At 65.0% G+C, this 21688-nt stretch carries 21 protein-coding genes and 1 pseudogene; 15 read left to right on the top strand and 7 right to left on the bottom strand.

Going from position 1 to position 21688, the window contains the following annotated elements; translation table 11 throughout:
- The first annotated feature begins 12 nt into the window (after positions 1–12).
- The 9 genes and pseudogenes from cysS (at position 13) to rarD (ending at position 6463) form a co-directional block, all read left to right on the top strand.
- Entirely contained in the window at positions 13–1509 is a 1497-nt protein-coding gene (cysS, locus tag JN302_RS27990; protein WP_202329894.1) for a cysteine--tRNA ligase, read from the top strand.
- A gap of 229 nt (positions 1510–1738) precedes the next feature.
- Positions 1739–2131, top strand: a complete 393-nt coding sequence (locus tag JN302_RS27985) for an endonuclease domain-containing protein (RefSeq protein ID WP_202329893.1) — start codon at positions 1739–1741, stop codon at positions 2129–2131.
- Complete coding sequence (locus JN302_RS27980) at positions 2128–2511, top strand: VOC family protein (RefSeq protein ID WP_202329892.1); 384 nt, start codon at positions 2128–2130, stop codon at positions 2509–2511. Before JN302_RS27985 ends, JN302_RS27980 begins: the two co-directional genes overlap by 4 nt.
- Before the next feature lie 13 nt (positions 2512–2524).
- Positions 2525–3016: a GFA family protein gene (locus JN302_RS27975; RefSeq protein ID WP_202329891.1), complete on the top strand. Its 492-nt coding sequence runs from the start codon at positions 2525–2527 to the stop codon at positions 3014–3016.
- The gene (locus tag JN302_RS27970) at positions 3013–3489 is read left to right on the top strand and encodes a GFA family protein (protein WP_202329890.1); all 477 of its coding nucleotides are present in this window, start codon (positions 3013–3015) and stop codon (positions 3487–3489) included. The genes JN302_RS27975 and JN302_RS27970 overlap by 4 nt, the downstream gene beginning before the upstream one ends.
- A 14-nt stretch (positions 3490–3503) precedes the next feature.
- A pseudogene (locus JN302_RS27965) lies at positions 3504–3638 on the top strand (prolyl aminopeptidase); the annotation flags it as partial.
- 49 nt (positions 3639–3687) lie between these two features.
- Positions 3688–5304 (top strand): citramalate synthase, encoded by a 1617-nt coding sequence (gene cimA / locus JN302_RS27960; protein ID WP_202329889.1) that lies wholly within the window; start codon positions 3688–3690, stop codon positions 5302–5304.
- Positions 5301–5432 carry an urea carboxylase-associated family protein gene (locus tag JN302_RS39275; protein ID WP_244742209.1) on the top strand — a complete coding sequence of 44 codons (132 nt, stop codon included), beginning with the start codon at positions 5301–5303 and terminating at the stop codon, positions 5430–5432. The genes cimA and JN302_RS39275 overlap by 4 nt, the downstream gene beginning before the upstream one ends.
- Before the next feature lie 122 nt (positions 5433–5554).
- Complete coding sequence (gene rarD / locus JN302_RS27955; RefSeq protein ID WP_202329888.1) at positions 5555–6463, top strand: EamA family transporter RarD; 909 nt, start codon at positions 5555–5557, stop codon at positions 6461–6463.
- 12 nt (positions 6464–6475) lie between these two features.
- Here rarD and JN302_RS27950 read toward each other — a convergent pair whose 3' ends face one another.
- Entirely contained in the window at positions 6476–7087 is a 612-nt protein-coding gene (locus tag JN302_RS27950; RefSeq protein ID WP_202307393.1) for an LOG family protein, read from the bottom strand.
- Positions 7088–7239: 152 nt separating this feature from the next.
- Here JN302_RS27950 and JN302_RS27945 point away from each other — a divergent pair, with 152 nt between their 5' ends.
- The 5 genes from JN302_RS27945 (at position 7240) to pssA (ending at position 12851) form a co-directional block, all read left to right on the top strand.
- Positions 7240–8736 (top strand): Ig-like domain-containing protein, encoded by a 1497-nt coding sequence (locus JN302_RS27945; protein WP_202329887.1) that lies wholly within the window; start codon positions 7240–7242, stop codon positions 8734–8736.
- 42 nt (positions 8737–8778) lie between these two features.
- Positions 8779–9150, top strand: coding sequence for an ArsR/SmtB family transcription factor (locus JN302_RS27940; protein ID WP_202329886.1), 372 nt, complete (start codon positions 8779–8781; stop codon positions 9148–9150).
- Positions 9151–9169: 19 nt separating this feature from the next.
- Entirely contained in the window at positions 9170–11050 is a 1881-nt protein-coding gene (locus JN302_RS27935) for an ABCB family ABC transporter ATP-binding protein/permease (protein WP_202334598.1), read from the top strand.
- A gap of 246 nt (positions 11051–11296) precedes the next feature.
- Positions 11297–11995: a phosphatidylserine decarboxylase gene (locus JN302_RS27930; protein ID WP_202307390.1), complete on the top strand. Its 699-nt coding sequence runs from the start codon at positions 11297–11299 to the stop codon at positions 11993–11995.
- 4 nt (positions 11996–11999) lie between these two features.
- The gene (gene pssA / locus JN302_RS27925) at positions 12000–12851 is read left to right on the top strand and encodes a CDP-diacylglycerol--serine O-phosphatidyltransferase (protein ID WP_202307389.1); all 852 of its coding nucleotides are present in this window, start codon (positions 12000–12002) and stop codon (positions 12849–12851) included.
- A gap of 122 nt (positions 12852–12973) precedes the next feature.
- Here pssA and JN302_RS27920 read toward each other — a convergent pair whose 3' ends face one another.
- The 4 genes from JN302_RS27920 to JN302_RS27905 form a co-directional block, all read right to left on the bottom strand.
- Entirely contained in the window at positions 12974–15202 is a 2229-nt protein-coding gene (locus JN302_RS27920) for an AMP-binding protein (RefSeq protein ID WP_202329885.1), read from the bottom strand.
- A 139-nt stretch (positions 15203–15341) separates the two neighbouring features.
- The gene (locus JN302_RS27915) at positions 15342–15911 is read right to left on the bottom strand and encodes a putative glycolipid-binding domain-containing protein (protein ID WP_202307387.1); all 570 of its coding nucleotides are present in this window, start codon (positions 15909–15911) and stop codon (positions 15342–15344) included.
- Positions 15912–16127: 216 nt separating this feature from the next.
- Positions 16128–17027: a DMT family transporter gene (locus tag JN302_RS27910; protein WP_202329884.1), complete on the bottom strand. Its 900-nt coding sequence runs from the start codon at positions 17025–17027 to the stop codon at positions 16128–16130.
- 147 nt (positions 17028–17174) lie between these two features.
- Positions 17175–17795 carry a hypothetical protein gene (locus tag JN302_RS27905; RefSeq protein WP_202329883.1) on the bottom strand — a complete coding sequence of 207 codons (621 nt, stop codon included), beginning with the start codon at positions 17793–17795 and terminating at the stop codon, positions 17175–17177.
- Positions 17796–18007: 212 nt separating this feature from the next.
- Here JN302_RS27905 and JN302_RS27900 point away from each other — a divergent pair, with 212 nt between their 5' ends.
- A complete protein-coding gene (locus tag JN302_RS27900) occupies positions 18008–19144 on the top strand; it encodes a helix-turn-helix transcriptional regulator (RefSeq protein ID WP_202329882.1) in 1137 nt (378 codons plus the stop codon).
- A 158-nt stretch (positions 19145–19302) separates the two neighbouring features.
- Here JN302_RS27900 and JN302_RS27895 read toward each other — a convergent pair whose 3' ends face one another.
- On the bottom strand, positions 19303–20049 hold the full coding sequence (locus tag JN302_RS27895; protein WP_202329881.1) for an SDR family NAD(P)-dependent oxidoreductase: 747 nt from the start codon (positions 20047–20049) through the stop codon (positions 19303–19305).
- Positions 20050–20166: 117 nt separating this feature from the next.
- Positions 20167–21642, bottom strand: a complete 1476-nt coding sequence (gene purF, locus JN302_RS27890; protein WP_202329880.1) for an amidophosphoribosyltransferase — start codon at positions 21640–21642, stop codon at positions 20167–20169.
- Between the last annotated feature and the right edge of the window lie 46 nt (positions 21643–21688).

The raw sequence follows: 21688 nt of genomic DNA, 5'->3' as shown, positions 1-21688 counted from the left end.
CTTGGAGAACATATGTCGGAAGCATCCACGGGACTGCGGCTCTACAATACGCTGACGCGCGCGAAGGAGGACTTCGCCCCGATCGACGTCCGCAATGTCCGGCTCTATGTCTGCGGCCCGACGGTCTACGACTTCGCCCATATCGGCAATGCCCGACCGGTGATCGTCTTCGACGTGCTGTTCCGCCTCTTGCGGCACCTCTACGGCGCGGACCACGTGACCTATGTCCGCAACATCACCGACGTCGACGACAAGATCAACGCGCGCGCCGCGCGTGACTTTCCGGGCCTGCCGCTGAACGAGGCGATCCGGCAGGTGACTGAGAAGACCGCGCGGCAGTTCCACGAGGACGTCGCGGCGCTGAACTGCCTGCCGCCCACGCACGAACCGCGCGCAACGGAGCATATCGCCGAGATGCGGGCGATGATCGAGCGGCTGGTCGCGCGCGGTGTGGCCTATGTCGCCGAGGACCATGTGCTGTTCTCGCCTTCCGAAATGAACAGGCGGTCCGGGCCGCGTTATGGGGCACTCGCCAAACGATCGCTCGACGAGATGCTGGCCGGGGCACGTGTCGACGTCGCCTCCTACAAGCGCGACGAGATGGATTTCGTGCTGTGGAAGCCGTCCAGGCCCGGAGAGCCTGGATGGCCGTCGCCTGCCGGCATAGAGGTTGACGGTCGGCCGGGCTGGCACATCGAGTGCTCGGCCATGTCGATGGCCAAGCTGCTCGAACCCTTCGGCGGCGGCCTGCAATGCGATGATCCCCTGAAGAACACCTTCGACATTCATGCCGGCGGCATCGATCTCGTCTTTCCGCACCACGAGAACGAGATCGCACAGTCCTGCTGCGCCTTCGGTTCCGAGCGCATGGCCAATGTCTGGATGCACAACGGCTTCCTGCAGGTCGAGGGCCAGAAGATGTCGAAGAGCCTCGGCAATTTCGTCACCATCAACGAGTTGCTGCGCACCGATACGTTCGGCGGCCGCCGGTGGCCGGGGGAGGTGCTGCGGCTCGCCATGCTGACGACGCATTACCGGCAGCCAATCGACTTTACGGCCAACGCGCTCATGGAAGCCGAGCGGACGCTGGATGGCTGGTATCGCGCCGTCGGGGACGTCGATGCCGGCGACGTGTCATGCGCCGAAACGGTCGATGCGCTGCTCGACGACCTCAACACGTCGAAGGCGATCGCGGGTTTGCACGAATTGCGCGCCGAAGCTTCGAAGGGATCACTCGGCGCGAAGCAGGCCCTCAAACGCAGTGCCGCGCTGCTCGGCCTGCTCGGCCAGACCGAGAGTGCCTGGACCGCCGGCAAGTCGGCGAATGCCGGCGTCGATCGTCAGGCGATCGAGGCGCAGATCGCGACGCGGCTGGCCCATATCGCCGCGAAGGACTGGCCGGCCGCCGACCGCGTGCGCGACGAGCTTCTGGCGCAGGGCATCCAGCTGAAGGACGGCAAGGATCCCACAACCGGTGCGCGGGTGACGACCTGGGAGATGAAGCGGTGACATTGGCGGTGGTTCACCCCCCTCTGCCCTGCCGGGCATCTCCCCCTCAAGGGGGGAGATTGGCTGTGGCTATCGCCAGCTCTCATTGGAAACGCTGGTGCTATTTGCAGCTTGCCTACAGTGAGGGCGGGCATTGCGGCCGGCCAATCTCCCCCCTTGAGGGGGAGATGCCCGGCAGGGCAGAGGGGGGTAACGGACCTCGCCGACACGAGAAGCGGGGATCGGTTTCATGAACCACGCGTCCGTCCCCGATACCCACCGACGTCTCGCGCGAAAAATGCGCAAATCCATGACAGAAGCAGAGCTAAAGCTCTGGAATGAAATCCGCGCTCACCGGCTGATGGGGCTCGGCTTCAGGCGGCAGTTGCCGATATCAGGGTACATCGTCGATTTTGCCTGCCCGGAGAAAAAGCTCGTTATCGAGATCGACGGCTCTCATCACGGGGAAGCAGGGCAGGCCGAAGCGGACCGAATCCGCGACGCAAAGCTTCAGTCTCTCGGTTGGACCGTCCTGCGTTTCTGGAACGACGACGTTCTTCGCGATGTTGCCGGTGTGTGCCAACATGTCGTGGTTTCGGCCGGGCGCGATGAGCCCGGCCCTGGTAAGGAGGCAGCAGCATGATCGATCACCTCGGCATCAGCGTTTCCGACTTCGAAGCTTCCAAGGCCTTTTACGACAAGGCGATGGCGCCGCTCGGCGCTTCGCTGCTCTACATGGTTCCGGCCGAGTACACCGGTGGCGTCAAGGTCGGTGGCTATGGCCGCGACCGGCCGGTGTTCTGGCTGCATGAGGCGACGCCGACCGGCCCCGGCCGCCACTACGCATTCACGGCGCGGAGCCGTGCCGAGGTCGATGCCTTCCACGCGGCCGCACTCGCGGCCGGCGGCAAGGACAACGGCGCGCCGGGGCTGCGCCCGCACTACCACGCCAACTACTATGGCGCCTTCGTCTTCGATCCCGACGGCAACAATGTCGAAGCCGTCTGTCACGCATCGGAGTGAGGGGGAGACGACGATGAGCCTCGACAACAAGCCGGTCTATTCGGGCGGCTGCCAATGCGGAGCGGTGCGGTTCCACATCGAAGGCGCCCTGGGCGACGCCTCGATCTGCCACTGCCGCATGTGCCAGAAGGCAAGCGGAAATTTCTACTTGCCGCTCGTCTCGGTGCGCGGAGCTAAGCTCAGTTGGACCCGGGGAGAGCCCAGGAAGTTCCGCTCGTCCAACCATGCCTGGCGTGGCTTCTGCGGCGACTGCGGCACGCCGCTGTGCTACGAAGCGCCGGACGGGATCGCGATGGCCATTGCATCTTTCGACCATCCCGAGACGATCGCACCGGTCATCCAGTGGGGCGTCGAGGCGAAGCTTCCCTATGTGGACCGCATATATGAACTGCCCGGCGAAGAAACCATGGCCGACATCACCTCGGCGCCGTTCCTTGCCGATCTCGTCTCCTACCAGCATCCCGACCACGACACCGAAACCTGGCCGCCCGAGGAGAAATCATGACCGAGACCATTCGAACCGGCGGCTGCCAGTGCGGCGCCGTGCGCTTTCGCATCCAGGGCGCGCTCGGCCGGCCTTCGATCTGCCACTGCAGGATGTGCCAGAAGCAGTTCGGCTCGTTCTTTTCGGCGCTGGTGACCGCGCCGACGGGAGGCGTCGAGTGGCCGCGCGAAGAGCCGACCTATTTCCAGTCCTCGGTCAATATCGATCGCGGCTTCTGCCCGCGCTGCGGGACGCCGCTGACCTATCGCCACCCGGGTGGCCTAGAGATCGCGATCGGCGCTTTCGACGACCGCTCCGACCTGGCGCCGCAGATCCAGGTCAACTATGCCGCGCGCCTGCCATGGGTGGAGAAGATCTTTGAAGTGCCGGTGCATGACGATCCCGACTATTACACCAGGCAGGAGACGATCATCTCCTTCCAGCATCCCGATCGCGATACGGCACAATGGCCGGCACAAGGCTTGAAACTATGAGTGGGCGGCAGTCGTGCCCGGCTTGCTACGCTTGGGAACTGCACAAGGCATGTCCCGGCTCCGGGCTACATCCGATCGAGGGGGCCGGTCACGCCTGTTCCGAGCCGGGGATCCTCGATCGGCTCATCCGCGCGACGGACAGGTTCTGAGGCAAGAACTGATGCAATCCAGAGGAAGTGTTCCAACATTGCCCATGCCATGAAACGCGAACGTCTCTATCTTTTCGACACCACGCTGCGCGACGGCCAGCAGACGCCAGGCATCGACTTCTCGGTCGAGGACAAGATCGCCGTCGCCAGACTGCTCGACGAGTTCGGCCTCGACTATGTCGAGGGCGGCTATCCTGGCGCCAACCCGACCGATACCGCCTTCTTCAGCGAGAAGCGGACGGCTGCCGCCCGTTTCGTCGCCTTTGGGATGACCAAGCGCGTCGGGGTGTCAGCTTCGAACGACCCTGGCCTTGCTGCGCTCATCCAGGCCAAGTCGGATGCCGTCTGCTTTGTCGCCAAGAGCTGGGACTATCATGTCCACGTCGCGCTCGGCTGCACCGAGCAGGAGAACCTCGACGCCATCGGCGCCTCGGTCGAGGCGGTGCGCGCCTCCGGCAAGGAGGCGCTGGTCGACTGCGAGCATTTCTTCGATGGCTTCAAGGCCAATCCGGGCTACGCACTCGCCTGCGCCGAGGCCGCCTATGCCTCCGGCGCGCGCTGGGTGGTGCTGTGCGACACCAATGGCGGGACCCAGCCTTCCGAGATCAGCGCGATCGTCGAGAAGGTCATTGCGGCAGGCATACCGGGCGACCATCTCGGCATCCATGCCCATGACGACACCGGCCAGGCGGTGGCCAACTCGCTGGCCGCGGTGGAAGCCGGGGTGCGGCAGATCCAGGGGACGCTGAACGGCATCGGCGAGCGTTGCGGCAATGCCAACCTCGTGACGGTCGTGCCGACGCTTCTGTTGAAGCCGGCCTTTGCCGATCGTTTCGAGACAGGGGTGTCGCTCGACGCACTGGCCGGCATCTCGCGCCTGTCGCGTGCCTTCGACGAATTGCTGAACCGGGCCCCGGAACAGCAAGCACCCTATGTCGGTTCGTCCGCCTTCGCCACCAAGGCGGGCATCCATGCGTCGGCGCTGATCAAAGAACCCAGGACCTACGAGCATGTTCCGCCCGAAACCGTAGGCAACCGGCGCAAGGTGATGGTGTCGGACCAGGGCGGCAAGGCGAACTTCATCGCTGAGCTGAAGCGTCGCGGCATCGACGTGCCACGCGACGACCGCCGGCTCGACGCGTTGATCGCGCTGGTCAAGGAGCGCGAGGCCGAAGGTTATGCCTATGAGGGGGCGGATGCGAGCTTCGAGCTCCTGGCGCGCCGGATGCTGCACACCGTGCCCGAATTCTTCCGCGTCACCTCGTTCCGCTGCATGGTCGAGCGACGCTTCGACGCCAACGGGCATTTGAAGACCGTATCCGAAGCGATCGTGAAGGTGCTCGTCGACGGCGAGGAGAAGATGTCGGTCGCCGAAGGCCATGGCCCCGTCAACGCGCTCGATATCGCGCTGCGCAAGGATCTGGGCAAATTCCAGAACGAGATCGGCGACCTGACGCTGGTCGACTACAAGGTGCGTATCCTCAACGGCGGCACCGAGGCGGTGACCCGGGTCCTGATCGAATCGCACGATTCGACCGGCGCGCGCTGGTCGACGGTCGGCGTCTCCGACAACATCATCGATGCCTCGTTCCAGGCGCTGATGGATTCGATCGTCTACAAGCTGATGAAGAACCGCGAGATGGCGGGGCTGGTGGCGGCGGAATGACCGACGCCAAGCACTATCTCGTTCCGGCGCAATCGGGACTGGTCGTGACGGCGAAACGTGGCGACCGGATACGCATCACGGACCCGAACCGGCGTGCCGGGATAATCGCGGCATCCGGGCAGGCCTGAGGCTTCCGCCTGCCTGGGCCATCAGCCTGGGCAGGTAAACTCGTTGAGCCATCAACCGGATTGCGCTGAACCATCACAAATTTTGTGTGGTGCTCGGCGCGCGGCGGGCGCATAGGAGCCGCATGACTGTCCAGACCTTATCGGAACATGACGCGCAAGCGGCAACGCGCGGCTTCTTCTTCGCTCTCGGCGCCTATACTTTCTGGGGCGTCCAGCCGATCTTCATGAAGGCGGTGGCGCATATTCCCGCCACCGAGGTGGTCGCCCACCGCATCATCTGGTCGGTGCCGATCGCCGGGCTGGTGCTCCTGCTGCTCGGACGCACCGCCGACCTCAAGGCAGCGCTGCGCTCCGGTCGGACGCTGCTGATGGCCGCAGTGACAGCGTCGCTGATCACCTTCAACTGGGGCATCTATGTCTGGGCGATCGCCGTCGACCGGGCGGTCGAGACGGCGCTGGGCTATTACATCAACCCGCTGGTCAGCGTGCTCATGGGCGCGATGCTTCTCGGGGAGCGGCTGAGCCGTCCGCAGGTGCTGGCGGTCGGGCTGGCGGCGCTGGCGGTCGTCATCATGACCGTTTATGCCGGCGGCCTGCCATGGGTTTCGCTGGCTCTGGCGCTATCCTTCGCCGTCTACGGCTTCCTGAGGAAGACGTTGCCGATCGGTCCGAGCCAGGGATTCTTCCTCGAAGTGCTGATCCTTTGCCTGCCGGCGCTTGGCTATATCGCCTGGCTGCAGTTCAACGGCGAGAGCCATTTCGTCGCCTCGGCGCCGGGCGACATGGTGCTGCTGATGCTCTGCGGTCCGATCACGTCCATCCCGCTGCTGCTTTATGCGTTCGGCGCCAAGCTGCTGCGTTTCTCGACCATCGGGATCATGCAGTATATCGGCCCCTCGATTGTGCTTCTGATCGCGGTCTTCGTGTTCGGCGAGCCCTTCGGCGGCGTGCGCGCAGTCGCTTTCGGGCTGATCTGGGTGGCCCTGGCGATCTATAGCTGGACGATGCTGCGCGGGCTCAAGGCGGCTTGATCGCGGCCGCCGTCACAATTTGTCGATGACGGTGGCCACACCGCTCGAAGGCACGCCGTCGGCCACGGCTTCGGCCAGGACGGCGGCGACGACCGCCCCCGGCTCGTCGATGACCAGCGGATCCACCAGATGGCCGCTGTGGATGAAGCCGGCCTCCCGCATGTGGTCGAGCAGCGCCAGCATCGGATCCCAGAAGCCGCGGACATTGACGAAGACGATCGGCTTGCGATGATGGCCGAGCTGCCCCCAGGTCATGATCTCGACGATCTCCTCGACCGTTCCGATGCCGCCCGGCAAGGCCACGAAAGCGTCGGATTTCTCGAACATCATATGCTTGCGCTCGTGCATGTTCTCGGTGACGACGAGTTCGTCGAGGCGTCCCAGGGCGGATTCGGTCGCTTCCTTGCTCATGAGGAAACGCGGGATAATGCCGGTCACCTTGCCGCCGGCCCGGATGGCGCTGTCCGAAACCGCGCCCATGATGCCCTTCGTGCCGCCGCCATAGACGAGACGGAGCCCGGCGCCGGCGATGGACCGCCCGAGTTCCTGCCCGGACCGGATATAGATGTCGTCACGGCCGGGCGAGGAGCCGCAATAGACGCAGATGGATCGTATCGTGTTCATGCAACTGGACGAGCTCTGCCTACGTGACTGTAGCGGATTGGTCCATCTGAGTTCATCTTTTTCCGGGGTCAAGAGCCCTTGTTGGGTTTCTTGTCGGTTTCCGGAAAAGGGGATAGACCGATGGAAGTTGGCTAAAGGGGCGAAAAAGGTAGATGGTCGTTAATCCGCTCAAGGCGATCCTGTTCCTGGCGGGCGGCGCGGCCGCCGTCGCGGGGGCGGCCTATGTATCGGGAGCGTTGGATTCTCTTCTTGTTCCGCCCCCGGCCGTGGTCGCCGCACTACCGGGAACGCAGCCGGACGCCGCAGCCCCGAAAGCCGAGCGCCTTCCCGGCGCCGAGCCCGCGATGCCGTCTGCCGGAACAGTCGCGCCGGCGCTCGAGGCGGCGGCTCCCGCTCCCCCCGACTCGCAAGGGCCGGCCGTGCCGTCCTTCGACATCGTCCGGGTGGAGCCCGACGGGTCGGTGGTGATCGCGGGCAAGGCCGCGCCCGAGGCGCAGGTCGACCTTCAGGCCGGTGGCGGCGTCATCGGTGGCGCAAAGGCCGATGCCAGCGGCGATTTTGCTATCGTGCTCGACAAGCCCCTGGCGCCTGGGGACTATCAGCTCACCTTGCGCGCGACACCCCCGGCGGGAGCCGCCGTCCCCTCGGCCGAGACCGCGGTCGTGTCGATCCCGAAGGCGCCAGGCGGTCCGGTACTGGCCATGGTCGAGCAACCCGGCAAGCCTTCCCAGATCATCACGACGCCGCAACCTGCGCCCGCCGGGCCGGCTCCGGCTGCCGCCACCGAACCTGCGCAGCCTCCGGCCGCAGTTCAGTCGCCTGTGGAAGCCGAACCGGCCGCTCCGAAACCCGCCGAACCGGCAGCGACGACCGCGCCTGCCAAGCCGTTGATCGCCGTCCAGGCCGTCGAGATCGAAGGAAAGAAGGTGTTTGTCGCCGGCATGGCACAGCCGGGCCAGAGGGTTCGTGTCTATGCCGACGAGATCCTGCTTGGGGAGGCGAAGACCGACGCCAATGGCCGTTTCCTGGTCGAGGCGGAGCGCGACCTTCCGGTCGGCAGCTATATCATCCGTGCCGATGTGCTCGGCGCCGACGGTCTGCAGATCGTTGCCCGTGCCGCAGTGCCGTTCGAACGCGAGCCCGGCGAGGCGATCGCCGCGGTGGCCTCGCCCGCACCGGCGCAATCCGCTTCGCCCGAGCCCGCCGCCCCCGCGGCTGTTCCTGAAAAAGCAGCCGCTCCCGAAAAACCTGACGCGCAGGCCGGCGAAAAACCGGCAAATACGCCGTCCGAACCGGCGGTCGCCTCCGCGGAGCAGCGCAAGGCCGCCACAGAAATCGCGGCCAATCCGCCCGACGTGACGGCTCCCAAGCTCCAGGCCGTCGAAAGTGCCGTCATCATCCGTCGTGGCGATACGCTGTGGCGCATCTCCCGGCGCGTCTACGGTCGCGGCGTGCGTTATTCCACCATCTATCTCGCCAATCAGGACCAGATCTCCAATCCCGACCGCATATGGCCGGGCCAGGTCTTCTCGGTGCCCCACAAGACCGAGGAAGGCGAGGCCGCCGACATGAAAGCGATGGGCGAGCAGATGACGTCGAAGCCGGGAGCGGCCGACACGGCGGCAACGGCCGTTCCCAAGGCCCAATAACCAGTTGCATCTCCATCGTTCATCGTATATCGGCGATGGACGATGGAGCAGGCAGCAACCTCACCCCAACCCGAAGAACCGGGTGCTGACCGGCTTGCGGTCAAGCTCGGCGCATTGTCGCATCCGGCCCGTATCGAGATTCTGCGGCGGCTCTCCGCCTCGGATGGCTGCTGCTGCAAGGAGGTTGTCGAGTCCCTCGACCTCGCACAGTCGACCGTTTCCCAGCATTTGAAGGTGCTGGTCTCCGCCGGGCTGGTGCGTCACGCGGTCGACCGCCAGCGCTCGCTCTATGCGGTCGACCGGGAGGCGGTGGCGGTATTGTCGAGGGCGATCGCGGGGCTGCTCGATTCCTGCTGTTCCGGGCAATGGAACTGCGGGCGGTCCGGGACGGACGGCAGCCCGGAAGAGCAATAAGAATCCGAGGAAACGCCGCGTGGCAAAGACCGTCTCAGCCGACTCCGGCTCGACCCTCAAGACCGTCGTCAATCTCTGGCCCTATATGTGGCCGGCGGATCGTGCCGACCTGAAGGCGCGGGTGGTCTGGGCAACCTTCTTCCTGATCGCCGCGAAGATCATCCTCGTCATCGTGCCCTATTTCTTCAAATGGGCGACCGACGCCCTGGCGCATGACGGCAAGACAACCCCGCCGCTGCCGGCGTTTCTGCTGGCGCCGGTCATGCTCGTCATCGCCTATAATGTCGTGCGCCTTGTGCAATGGGGGCTCAATCAGCTCCGCGACGCGCTGTTTGCCCGGGTCGGGCAGCATGCGGTCCGCCAACTCGCCTACAAGACCTTCGTCCATATGCATGATCTGTCCCTGCGCTTCCATCTCGAGCGGCGCACCGGCGGCCTGTCGCGGATCATAGAGCGCGGCACCAAGGGCATCGAGACGATCGTACGCTTCACCATCCTCAATACTGCGCCGACCGTGCTGGAATTCGTGCTGACCGCCGCGATCTTCGCGGTGGCCTATGGCTGGCTCTATGTCTTGGTCGTGGCGACGACGGTATGGGTCTACACCTGGTTCACCGTTCGGGCGAGCGACTGGCGCATCTCGATCCGGCGCGAGATGAACGATTCCGATACCGATGCCAACACCAAAGCCATCGATTCCCTGCTCAACTTCGAAACGGTAAAATACTTCAACAACGAACGCATGGAGGCCGAGCGCTTCGACCGGTCGATGGCGCGCTACGAGATCGCGGCGACCAAGACCTGGACGTCGCTCGGCTGGCTGAACTTCGGCCAGGGCCTCATCTTCGGCATCGGCATGACCGTCATGATGGTCATGTCCGCACTGGAGGTGCAGGCCGGAACCCAGACCGTCGGCGACTTCGTCTTCATTAACGCCATGCTGATGCAGCTCTCGGTGCCGCTAAACTTCATCGGTTTCATCTATCGTGAGATCCGCCAGGCGCTCACCGACATCGAGCAGATGTTCGACCTGCTAGATGTCCCGCAGGAAGTGACCGACCGGCCGGATGCCAAACCGCTGAGCGTGATCCAGGGCACGGTGGAGTTCCGCGACGTGCATTTCGCCTACGATCCGGAGCGGCCGATCCTCAAGGGCGTCTCATTCAGCATTCCGGCGGGCAAGACGATCGCCATCGTCGGGCCGTCGGGCGCCGGAAAGTCCACAATCTCGCGGCTCCTGTTCCGCTTCTACGACACGCAGAAGGGGGCGATCCTGGTCGACGGCCAGGACATACGCGAGGTCACGCAGCACAGCCTGCGCACGGCAATCGGCATGGTCCCGCAGGATACGGTGCTGTTCAACGACACCATCGCCTACAACATTCGCTATGGTCGGCCGGACGCCGACGAGACGGATATGCGCAGGGCATCGGAACTAGCCCAAATCTCCGGTTTCATCGAGAAGCTGCCCGAGGGCTACAAGTCGATGGTGGGCGAACGCGGGCTGAAGCTTTCGGGCGGCGAGAAGCAGCGCGTGGCGATTGCGCGCACCATCCTGAAGGCGCCGCCGATCCTGGTCCTCGACGAGGCCACCTCGGCGCTGGACACGCACACCGAGCAGGAGATTCAGACCGCCCTGGACCTGGTCAGTCGTGGACGCACGACGATCGTCATTGCCCACAGATTGTCCACCGTGATCGGTGCCGATGAGATCATCGTGCTGCGGGAGGGTGTGATCGCCGAGCGCGGCACACATCAGAGCCTGTTGCGCCAGAAGGGGCTCTATGCGGCCATGTGGGACCGGCAGCGCGAGGCGACGGAGGCGGAGGAGCGCCTGAGGGTTGCGCGCGAGGCCGACGAGCTCGGCGTGGTGGTGCGCCGCCGCACGGCCGAGGTCTGACGTCAACGGCCGATAAGATCGAGCGTCGAACACAACGGCGTGGCCCACCCTGGTGGCGCGAATGCCAAGCGGCCGAATGGGCCGTGCGCGGCTGGGGCCACCTGGATGGTCAGCACCCGCGGCGCCTGAATGTGTCGGCAATCAGGCCTATTGGCATGGGTCGCGGAGCGCCGGTCCGGGACGACGGCGCGTTGCGGCGGGCAGTCATATCGGTTAAGCAGGCGCGAATTCGAAATGGAGCCGGCCATGAGCATAGCCGACACGATCCGCAACGCCTTCGTGCCGATCCATCGCGAGGGCTATCCATTCATCGCGGCCTTTGCTGCGGCGACGCTGGTGCTGGCGCTGCTGTCCTACACGCTGTTCTGGATCGGGCTCATCCTCACGGCCTGGTGCGTCTATTTCTTCCGCGATCCCGAGCGGGTCACCCCGGTCGACGACCGCCTGGTCATCAGCCCGGCGGACGGCGTGGTGTCGGCGGTAGGGCCGGCCGTGCCGCCGCGCGAACTCGGCATGGGCTCGGGCGAGATGACCCGCATCTCGATCTTCATGAATGTCTTCTCCTGCCATGTGAACCGCGCGCCGGTTCGCGGCCGCATCACCAGGATCGAGCATCGGCCGGGCAAGTTCCTGAATGCCGAGCTTGACAAGGCAAGCGCCGAGAACGAGCGCAACGGCCTCGTCATCGACAGTCCGAACGGCACGATCGCGGCGGTCCAGATCGCCGGGCTTGTGGCGCGCCGGATCGTCTGCTGGGCCGACGCCGGCAGCAATATCGGCGTCGGCGAGCGTTTCGGCCTCATCCGCTTCGGCTCGCGAGTCGACGTGTTCCTGCCGGCACAGGCTGCGCCGCGCGTCGCCATCGGCCAGACCGCGGTGGGTGGGGAAACGGTGATCGCCGAGTTCGGCGGCAATGCCGCGGCGCCGCTGGTCCGGATCTCCTAGGTCCATGGCAACCCAAGGTTTCAAGCCCTTCCAGCCGCATGGCCAGGGCGGTCCGCGCATCCACGAGATACCGCTCCGGCTGATCATCCCGAACCTCATCACGGTGTTGGCCATCTGCGCGGGCCTGACCGGTGTGCGCATGGCGTTCGAGGGTCGTTTCCAGACGGCCGTGGTCATGGTCCTCATCGCCGCCTTCCTCGACGGTATCGACGGGCGCGTGGCGCGCGCGCTGAAGGCATCCTCGAAATTCGGGGCCGAGATGGATTCGCTCGCCGACATCGTCAATTTCGGTGTCGCGCCGGCACTCGTTCTTTATGCCTACTTGCTCGACCAGGCCGGTTCGCCGGGCTGGATCGCGGCGCTGCTCTTCGCGATCGCCTGCGGATTGCGGCTCGCGCGCTTCAACGTGCTTCTGGGCGACGAGGAACGCCCGGCCTGGCAGGCCGACTATTTTGTCGGGGTGCCGGCACCGGCGGGAGCCGCACTCGTCATGCTGCCGGCCTATCTCGGTTTTCTCGGCGTCGAGCCCGGTCCGGGCTTCGCCTTTGCCGGCGTCGGCTACACGATCCTCATCGCAATCCTGCTGATCAGCCGGGTGCCGGTCTATTCCGGCAAGAAGCTAGGGCTGCGCGTGCGCCGCGACATGGTGATGCCGCTGATCTTCGGCGTGGTGGCTTACGTCCTTCTTCTGTCGGCCTATCCCTGGTACACGCTGACGGCTTCGGTGGCCGCCTATCTGGTCTTCCTGCCCTTCAGCGCGGGCGCCTATGCCCGCAAGGCTCGGCAGGAGGCTGAGAAAGGGACTGAAAAGGTCGTTCCCGACGCCGACACGGAGGACGGCACCAAGTCCGATTGATGCCAACGGCACTGGATGCGGACACGTCCAATGAGCGCGGATGCTGCGTATTGCGGGCTTCGCAGTCGCGCTCCAGCGGTCGATGGCATCGGTCATTGGCATGAAGCACCAGGCGCGGCCCTCTACGCCGCCTTGTCGAGACCGAGCCTTTCGACCGCGAGGCGCCGGGCAGAGGGATAGTCGGTCTTGCCCGAGCCGAGCAAAGGAACCTCGTCGACCTTCACGATGTCCTGGGGAACCATCAGGGCGTTGGCGCCGACATTTCGCCCGTGCTGGACGAGTGCTTCGGGCGCGGCCTCCTCGGCGGTCGTGACAAGAACGATCCGTTCGCCGCGACGCCGGTCGGGCACCGCGACGACGGCGTGCCGATCCTCGGGCCAGAGGGCCTGGGCGAGCATCTCCACGGCGCCGAGCGACACCATCTCGCCGGCGACCTTGGCGAAGCGTCGTACGCGTCCCTTGATGGTGATGAAGCCCTCGCGATCGGTCGACACGATGTCTCCGGTGTCGTACCACGCCGCGTCGACAGGCTGGATCTCGCCCGGCGCGTCGGCCGTCATGTAGCCGATCATCACGTTGGGCCCGGTGATCCAGAGCCGCCCGCCCTCGGCTATTCCCTCGACCGGCTCCACCCTGAGCTGCATACCGGGCAGCAGGCGTCCCACCGTGCCGTCGCGATTGTGGATCGCCGTGTTGACCGCTACGACCGGAGCCGCTTCCGTGAGCCCATAACCTTCGACGATCTCCGCTCCGAAACGCTCGCGCCAGGTGCGCCGCGTCTCTTGGCGCACCGGCTCGGCGCCGGCGACCACCAGCCTGAGGCTCGAGAAATCGTTGTCGTCGGCCGTCCGCGCATACCCCGCCAGGAAGGTGTCGGTGCCGAACAGGACCGTCGGGCGAACCTTGGCGGCGATGCCCGGAATGAGCTTGTAGTGGAGCGGGGACGGGTAAAGGAAGAGTCTGACGCCGGTCAGGAGCGGAAGAAGCGTGCCGCCGGTGAGGCCGAAGGAATGGAAAGCCGGCAGCACGTTGAGAAGAGTATCGCGCGGCGAGAAGGCGATGCGTGCCTCGGCCTGCATCGCATTGGCGACGAGGTTGCGGTGGGAAAGCACCACCGCTTTCGGCGTGCCTTCGGTGCCTGAGGTGAAGAGGATGACGGCAGGCTTGGCGGCGTCCTGCGCCGCGAGCGGCCGGCGCCACAGTAAGGCCGCTCCGAGCTTTTCCGCCATTGTGGCACTCGTGCTGACGTCCTCGAGCCAGACGAACTTCGCGCCGCCCTGTTCGGCGGCTTCGACGATGTCGGCGAGCCCGGCCTTCTGGACGAAGGCGCGCGACGAGACGACGGTTCGGATGTGCGCCGTGCGGACCGCCGCCGTCACGTTTGCCGGGCCGGCCGTGTAGTTGATGACCGCGGCGACGCGACTGGCGGAAAAGAGGCCGACGAGTGACGCGACCAGGGCGTTGGCGTTGGGCAGCATCACCCCGATCGCTTCGCCAGGCGCCGAGGCGGAGGTGATGCGTTGGCCGATCAGACGCGCCTCGATGAAGAGCCGCTTATAGGTGAGGGCGCCAGCGACGGCGTCCTCGACGACGATCCTGCCAGCACCGAACCGGAAAGCGGCGTCACGTATGGCCAGAAACAGACTGCGGAAGGAGTCCGTCGCGGCCAGGCGTGCGTCGGCGGTCCGATCGAAAAGGGCGTTGGCGGCGGTCGTCTGCTGGCCGTCTGGCCTTTCTACCAGTTCAGCGAGGCTGACGGGCTCGAGCGCGACGGGCGTAAGGCGCGGGAACCAGTGGCGCGGCGCCTTCTCCGCCGGTGTGAAGGAGAAGGGCAGGTGGCGTGCTCCACCGATGAAAATCGGGACGATCCGTGCATCTGCCTTGGTCGCGATCCGCGCCACCGCCCGGTAGAGACGAAACGCCTTCATGTCCGGCTCTACAGCGTCGGGGAAGTAGACCGCCAGTCGTCCCTTGCCCCTGAGATGTCGCACCAGCCGGCGGCTGACGAACACATGCTCGGCATTGAAGGCGATCGTGCGGGCGAGCTCCCGCCACGGTTCCAGCCAGCCTGCCGCTGCAGATTCGGGATCGAGGATATGGAGCGTGTCCTGCGGCAGAAGCGCAAGCATGAGCGCCGGATCGATGCGGGACTGATGGACGATCGCATAGATGACAGGTGGCTTGGCTTCGCGCGCGATCCGGATCCGGCGGTCGGCGATAGGGTATGCGAGCTTGAACGGCACATAAAAAAGCGCTTGCCGAAAGCCGATGCCGAGCCGCAGCATCTCGACGGCGGCGATCACCAGATAGGCGGCCACCACACCGAGGAGCAGAGCGACGATCAGGATCATGCCGCACCTCCCTGCCTACCACTTTCGCGATTCTTGATTTGATCGCTTCGATCGAAAGGGTAACGGAAGTAGCCCGAAGGTCAATGCGAGTTTGCGTGACCGGCACGCAGCCTGGCCCCGAAGCCATACGACGAGGGTGTCAGTCGGGAAGCCAGAGTTTGCCTTGCCACAGCCCGGGATAGTCCGTTACGAAGCCGAAGTCGGAAACTTCGAGCGTCTCGTCATAGCCGTAGGCTGGAGATGTGTAGCGGTAGCGGGTCTCGCCGAGCCGCTCATAGGTCTGCTCCAGGTAGTCGAGCCGCGCTTCGGGAAATTCGAGATAGACGGCCGGTGAAGGCCTTGTTCCGTCGCCGACGGCCAGCGCATGGCGGTTGAGCGGCAGGAGGTTGGTCGCCGGCGTGAACCCCAGGTCGACGTCGATGAGCCCGGCGAGGCGCAACTGCTCAATGCCGTTCAGGCTCCATCCGCCACTGCCGGAGGGGGCGATCTCGAAGCGGAGATCCTGCGCGCCGAGCGAGCCGGTGACCAGTGCCGAGCGGGTTCGCCAGCCGGTGTCGCATGTGACCTCGTAGCTCAGGCTGCAGGGCCGGCCACCCTCGCGGAACACTGCGCGGCCGTCGAGCCTCCAGCCATCTGCCAGTTTCGACAGACGGCAGGTATCGTGGCCTTCCACGTCCAGCCTCTCCCAAAGGATCGCGGCGACCGTCATCGCTCTTCTGCCCCTTGCGTTTCTGTTGGGTTCTCCCCTGAAACCGCCGACGACAATGCCGTCGTCAGGCGACCGGGGCAACATCGAAAAGAAGAAGCCGGCCCTTACGGACCGGCCCAAGTGAAGGGACGGGTCTGAGGGGGTAAGGGGGGTGGGGGGACGACCCGTCCAGCCCCCGTAACGCGCGGCCCTTCGGATGGTTCCCGCGCGGATGGATTATTTTTCCGGTGTCGGGCGTTTGCGGAAATGCTCGCCCGCGATCATCAGCAGTCCGGCGCCGATGATGAGCGAGGCACCCAGGAAGACCTCGTGTCGGGGAATGTCCGCCCAGATCAGGTAACCGAGCAGGAACGCCCAGACGAGCCCGGTATATTCGAATGTGGCGACGATCGAAGCCTCAGCGCGCTTCATGCCTTCGAACAGCGTGAACTGGGCGATGCCGGCCAGCGTTCCGGCGCCGAGCAGCAACAGGATTTCGAGCAGATCGGGCGTGTGCCAGAGATAGACCAGCGGCACGCCGGCCGTGACCAGGAAGAAGGAATTGTTGAGGACCATCTGGACGATGGTCTTCTCCTGCAGCGCGATCTTCCTGAGAAGCACGATCGACAGGCCCCACATGAAGGCCGCTGCAAGCACCAGCAGGACCGGAATCGAGAGCCCGAGCGTCGCCGGATCACAGGCGAGGTATACGCCCGCGAAGCCGATGAAGACAGCCGCCCAGCGCACCGGAGGTACCTGCTCCTTGAGCACGAACACCGACATCGCCGTCACCATCACGGGCGCGGCGTAGTAGATTGTGGTGAGCTCGGCGAGCTGGAGGTAACGCGCGGCCGTGTAGTAGCAGAGCCAGGCCACCAGGATAAGGAAGGATCGCAGGAACATGGGCTTCATGACGGGCGATCGCGCGGCTTCGACGCAGAGCGGTCGCCCGCCGAGGATGAGGCAGCCGATAAGGATCGTGACGCTGCGGAAGAACAGGATCTGCCAGACGGGGGTGGAGGCCACCAGAAGCTTCACCACCGCATCATGCAAGGTGAATACGAAATAGGCGACGCTGGTAAGCATGATGCCCGCAAGGACATGGTCCCGGGTCTCGGGAATGGGAACTGCGGACATCGGTAGGATCCCGGGTGCGGCGATGATGCCGACAGCCTGCTATCGCGCGCGGCTTGAGGCCGCGCTACGCCCAGGGTGGAGATTGCGTTGGGGCAGACGCGGATTGTCGCCGGGATCCTGCCGACGCAGTCCGAAGTGGCACTGCGGTCAGTTGGTGGCGAAGCAGTAGAGCAGCCCGTCGCCGCCGGTGCCGCGCAAGGCTTCCTGGCCGCATCCGCGCGAAGGGTGCGACGAGTTCCACGACTTCGCGGCCGCCGAATCGTCGAGGCCCATGCGGTCATGGTGACCGACCATGGCGCTGCCGTCGCCGGTACTGGTCCAGTTTTCGCAGGTCTGCGGTGCGGCCGTCCCGTCCGGCATCGAGCCGGTAAGGATGTCGTGCCGGTTCGGCTGGTCGCCCCGGCCGTTGACGACCTGGCCCTTCTCGTCGAGCCCGGTCTGCTTGGTGATACCGTTGCTGTCGGAATGGAGCGAGGCAACGTCGCCAGCGATCTTCTCGCCCTTGGCGTTGTACCAGGGACCGGAGCCGATCCGGTCTCGGGCATTGGCGTCGCTCGTCGACAGATAGGCACGCCAGGTCTTGCCGCTTGAACCGGCTGCCTGGGCCAGGCTCTGGCAATGCGCGTCGGCCCCGGCCAGTCCACCGAGATTGGCGCCGTTGCCGGGGCCCTGGCTGGTGATGAAGAAACTCATCTCCTGGTTCTGCGCATTCGCAGCGACGGTCAGGGCACACACCATGCCGGCCGCAAGAAAAAAGTTCGTCCTCATTGAGGTTCCTCCCTGAAGCTGATCCCGCCGGAGCGAGCCTATGACCGTGGGCAGCGGGGCGACCAATCACGACTCCGTGCGGAAGTCGTGAAGGTGACGTAGCGGCGCCTCATACAATCGTACAAATGGAACTCGGCTGGAATTCCCGGCAATATCGATGATGATTACATAAAATAACGACCGGTCGGCTATGCGGCCCGGGCGATGGCACCATGATCAGCGGAGAGGGGCGGGAAATAAGCGGCACTGAGGACGATCGCGACGACGACCTCATCGACCTCGTCTATGCATCCCTGCTCGGCGAGGCCGATTGGAACGACTTTCTGGATCGCTTGAGCGCTAGACTGCCCGGCGGCAAGACGGTCTTTTTCTTTCATGATTCGGTCCGCAACAGGGGCGATCTCTCCTTGACGTCCGGTCTCAGCGAGGAGGCTTTGCTGGCCTATGCCCAGCACTATTCACGCATCAATCCCTGGATGGCAAAGGCCTCGGTAAGGCCGATCGGGTTGGGTGTCGTTTCCGAGCAGATGCTCGACCGCGGGGATCTGGTGCGAACGGAGTTTTATGGCGATTTCATGCGATCGATCGGCGCCGAGGCGGCGGTGGGCGTCACGATCGTGCGCGAGAGCGGCCGCTCCCTGCTGTTGAGCACGCTGACCGACCGCGCCGACCCGAATCAGAACATGGCAGCGGCCGAGACGTTGACCCGGCTTGCGCCGCATCTGAGGCGGGCCTTTCGTTATTACCAGACAGGGCCGTTCCAGAAAGCCCTGTCCGACGTCGGCGATCACTTGTTCGAGGAAACGGACATCGGCCTTGTCGTCGTAGGCGAAGGAATGACCGTCAAGTCCGTTTCCGCCGCGGCGGTTCGTCATATCGATGGAGGCGAGGGGATCGGCATTACGCCGACCGGGCGCGTTGCGCTGACCGACCAGGATGCGGCCAGGGCGCTGCAGCAGATGGTCGACCGACTGGCCGAAGGCCCCCGCGTTCATTCCCATGTCGTCGCCGCGTCCGGGAAGATGCGCAAGATCACGCTCGTCAGATTGAACAAGGATCCGATCGCCAGCTTTTTCGAGGGGCCGACCGTGGCGATACTGATCGAACCGGCTCAGGGTACTCGGCCGCCCGACCTGGAACGGGCGACCGCTGCGTTCAACCTGACGCCGGCTGAGATCAAAGTGGCGCTGGCGCTCAACCGCGGGATTTCGCTGCGCCAGGCGGCCGCCGAACTGGGGATCGCCGAGGGGACGGCGCGGCAGCAACTGAAGTCGATCTTCCGCAAGACGGGCACCTCGCGCCAGTCCGAACTGATCGTGTGGATGCGCAGCTTGAAACCCGGACGCTAAGCTGGCTTGCAGGATTCGCAGACGCTTCACCTGCTCAGCCGCTTCTCATGCTGAAGGTTTGTCGGAGAGCCGTGGGATGCTTTTTTCCGAAGCCTGGTTGGATCGGCGGACGCACCGACGGAACTGGGGGCCGATGCCGGGGCGGGCGAGGCGCCCGCCTACTCAGGCATGCGATAGGCGGTGAAGCGTTCTCGCCTGGCGTCAAAGATCAGGCCGGTCTCCGCGAGAGCGGGGCTTGCCAGCCGAACGATCCTGGCGGCGATCTCCGAAGGATGCGGAAGGGTCTGCGGATCTTCGCCAGGCACTGCCTGGGCGCGCATGGCCGTGCGTGTCGCACCGGGATCGACCGCGTTGACACGCAACGGAAAATTCCTCGTTTCTTCAGCCCAGGATCGGGCGAGCGCTTCGACGGCGGCCTTGGAGGCCGCATAGGGGGCCCAGAAGGCGCGCGCCGAATGCGCCGCGCCCGACGAGATCACGATGGCGCGACCGGCATCCGACAGCCGCAGCAGCGGGTCCACGGAACGGATCAGCCGCCAGGTCGCCGTCACGTTGATGGCCATCACCTTGTCGAACACCTTCGCCTCGACATGGCCGATCGGCGCAATCACGCCGAGGATCGCGGCATTTGCCACCATGACGTCGAGTTTGCCCCAGCGCTCGTGGATCGCGCCGCCCAGGCGATCGATCCCGGCCATGTCGGTGAGGTCGAGCGGTGCGAGGGTCGCCTGACCGCCGGCGGCCTTGATCTCGTCGTCGAGTTCCTCGAGCCCGCCCACTGTGCGCGCCACGGCAATGACATGAGCCCCTGCCGCGGCCAGTTCCCTGGCAATGAAGTAGCCGATGCCGCGCGAGGCGCCGGTGACGAGGGCGACACGCCCGGCAAGGTCGAGAGAGGTGGTCATGCCTTATCCTTTCGGGAATTGGGCGGAGCGTACCAGGCCCGCCGGCTGCCTGGTCGCCTGGCGCGACGAAGACCGGCGGCCTGCGGGAGCAGCCCTGGAACGGTAGGCCCGCCGGCGCTATTGCCCGCCATTGGCGAGCAGCGACAGGGTCCGAACATTGTCGGAGCCTTCGATGTCGGTGAGCCGGGTCGGGTATTCGGTGGAGAAGCAGGCGTCGCAGAACTGCGGCGATTCGTTCTCGCGGGCGGCCTCGCCGACGGCGCGGTAGAGACCGTCGAGCGAAAGGAAGCCGAGGGAATCGACGCGGATGAAATCGGCCATCTCGTCGACCGACATGCGTGAGGCGAGCAGCTTGGCCTTCTCGGGCGTATCGACGCCATAGAAGCAGGACGAGCGCGTCGGCGGCGAGGCGATCCGCATGTGCACCTCGCCGGCGCCGGCGTCGCGCACCATCTGCACGATCTTCTGGCTGGTCGTTCCGCGCACGATCGAATCATCGACCAGCACCACCCGCTTGCCTTCGATCATGCGCCGATTGGCGTTGTGCTTCAACTTCACGCCCATGTGGCGGATCGAATCGCCGGGCTGGATGAAGGTGCGGCCGACATAGTGGTTGCGGATGATGCCGAGCTCGAAAGGAATGCCGGCCTGCTGAGAGAAGCCGATCGCCGCCGGCGTGCCCGAATCGGGCACCGGCACGACGACATCGGCATCGACCGGGTTCTCCACGGCCAGTTCGGCGCCGATCCGCTTCCTCACGTCATAGACGTTGCGGCCCTCGACGGTGGAATCCGGCCGGGCGAAATAGACATATTCGAAGATGCAGAAGCGTGGCTTCTGAACCTCGAAGGGAAAGACGCTCTCTATGCCCTTGGAGGTGACGATCACCATTTCCCCCGGTTTCAGGTCGCGGACGAAACGCGCTCCGATGATATCGAGCGCGCATGTTTCCGAGGCCAGTATCCAGGAGCCGTCGAGATCGCCCAGCACGAGGGGACGGATGCCGAGCGGATCGCGGCAGCCGATCATCTTCTTCGAGGTGAGGGCGACCAGCGAGAAAGCGCCCTCGAGTTGACGTATCGCGTCGATGAAGCGGGAATTGATGTCGCGCTCCTTGCTGAGCGCCACGAGGTGCAGGATCGTCTCGGTGTCCGATGTCGAGGAGAAGATGGCGCCCTGTTTCTGCAGCAGGCGCTGCACGGTAAGCGCGTTGGTGATGTTGCCGTTGTGGGCGATCGCCAGGCCGCCTTCGGCAAGCTCGGCGAAGAATGGCTGGACGTTGCGCAATCCGGCGCCGCCGGTGGTCGCGTAGCGCGTATGGCCGATCGCCCGGTTTCCCGGCAGCCTGTCGATGACCGATTGCTTGGTGAAGGTATCGCCGATCAGGCCGACATGGCGTTCGACATGGAACTGGTTGCCGTCATAGGAGACGATGCCTGCCGCTTCCTGTCCGCGATGCTGAAGAGCATGCAGGCCGAGCGTGACGATTGCGGCGGCATCCTGCCGGCCATAGATGCCGAACACACCGCACTCGTCGTGGAAGTGATCGTCGGCTTCGGCGGAAAGCATCTTGGCTGCGGTTGCGTCCGTCATGGCGCTGCCTCTCGTCCTGAATACCGCTATATAGGCGCGGCCGGCG

Origin of the sequence: Mesorhizobium sp. L-8-3 (genome assembly GCF_016756615.1) — a bacterium.
Classification (GTDB): Bacteria; Pseudomonadota; Alphaproteobacteria; order Rhizobiales; family Rhizobiaceae.
Note: the sequence above shows the minus strand (reverse complement) of the source record. Positions and strands in the feature narration are given on the sequence as shown.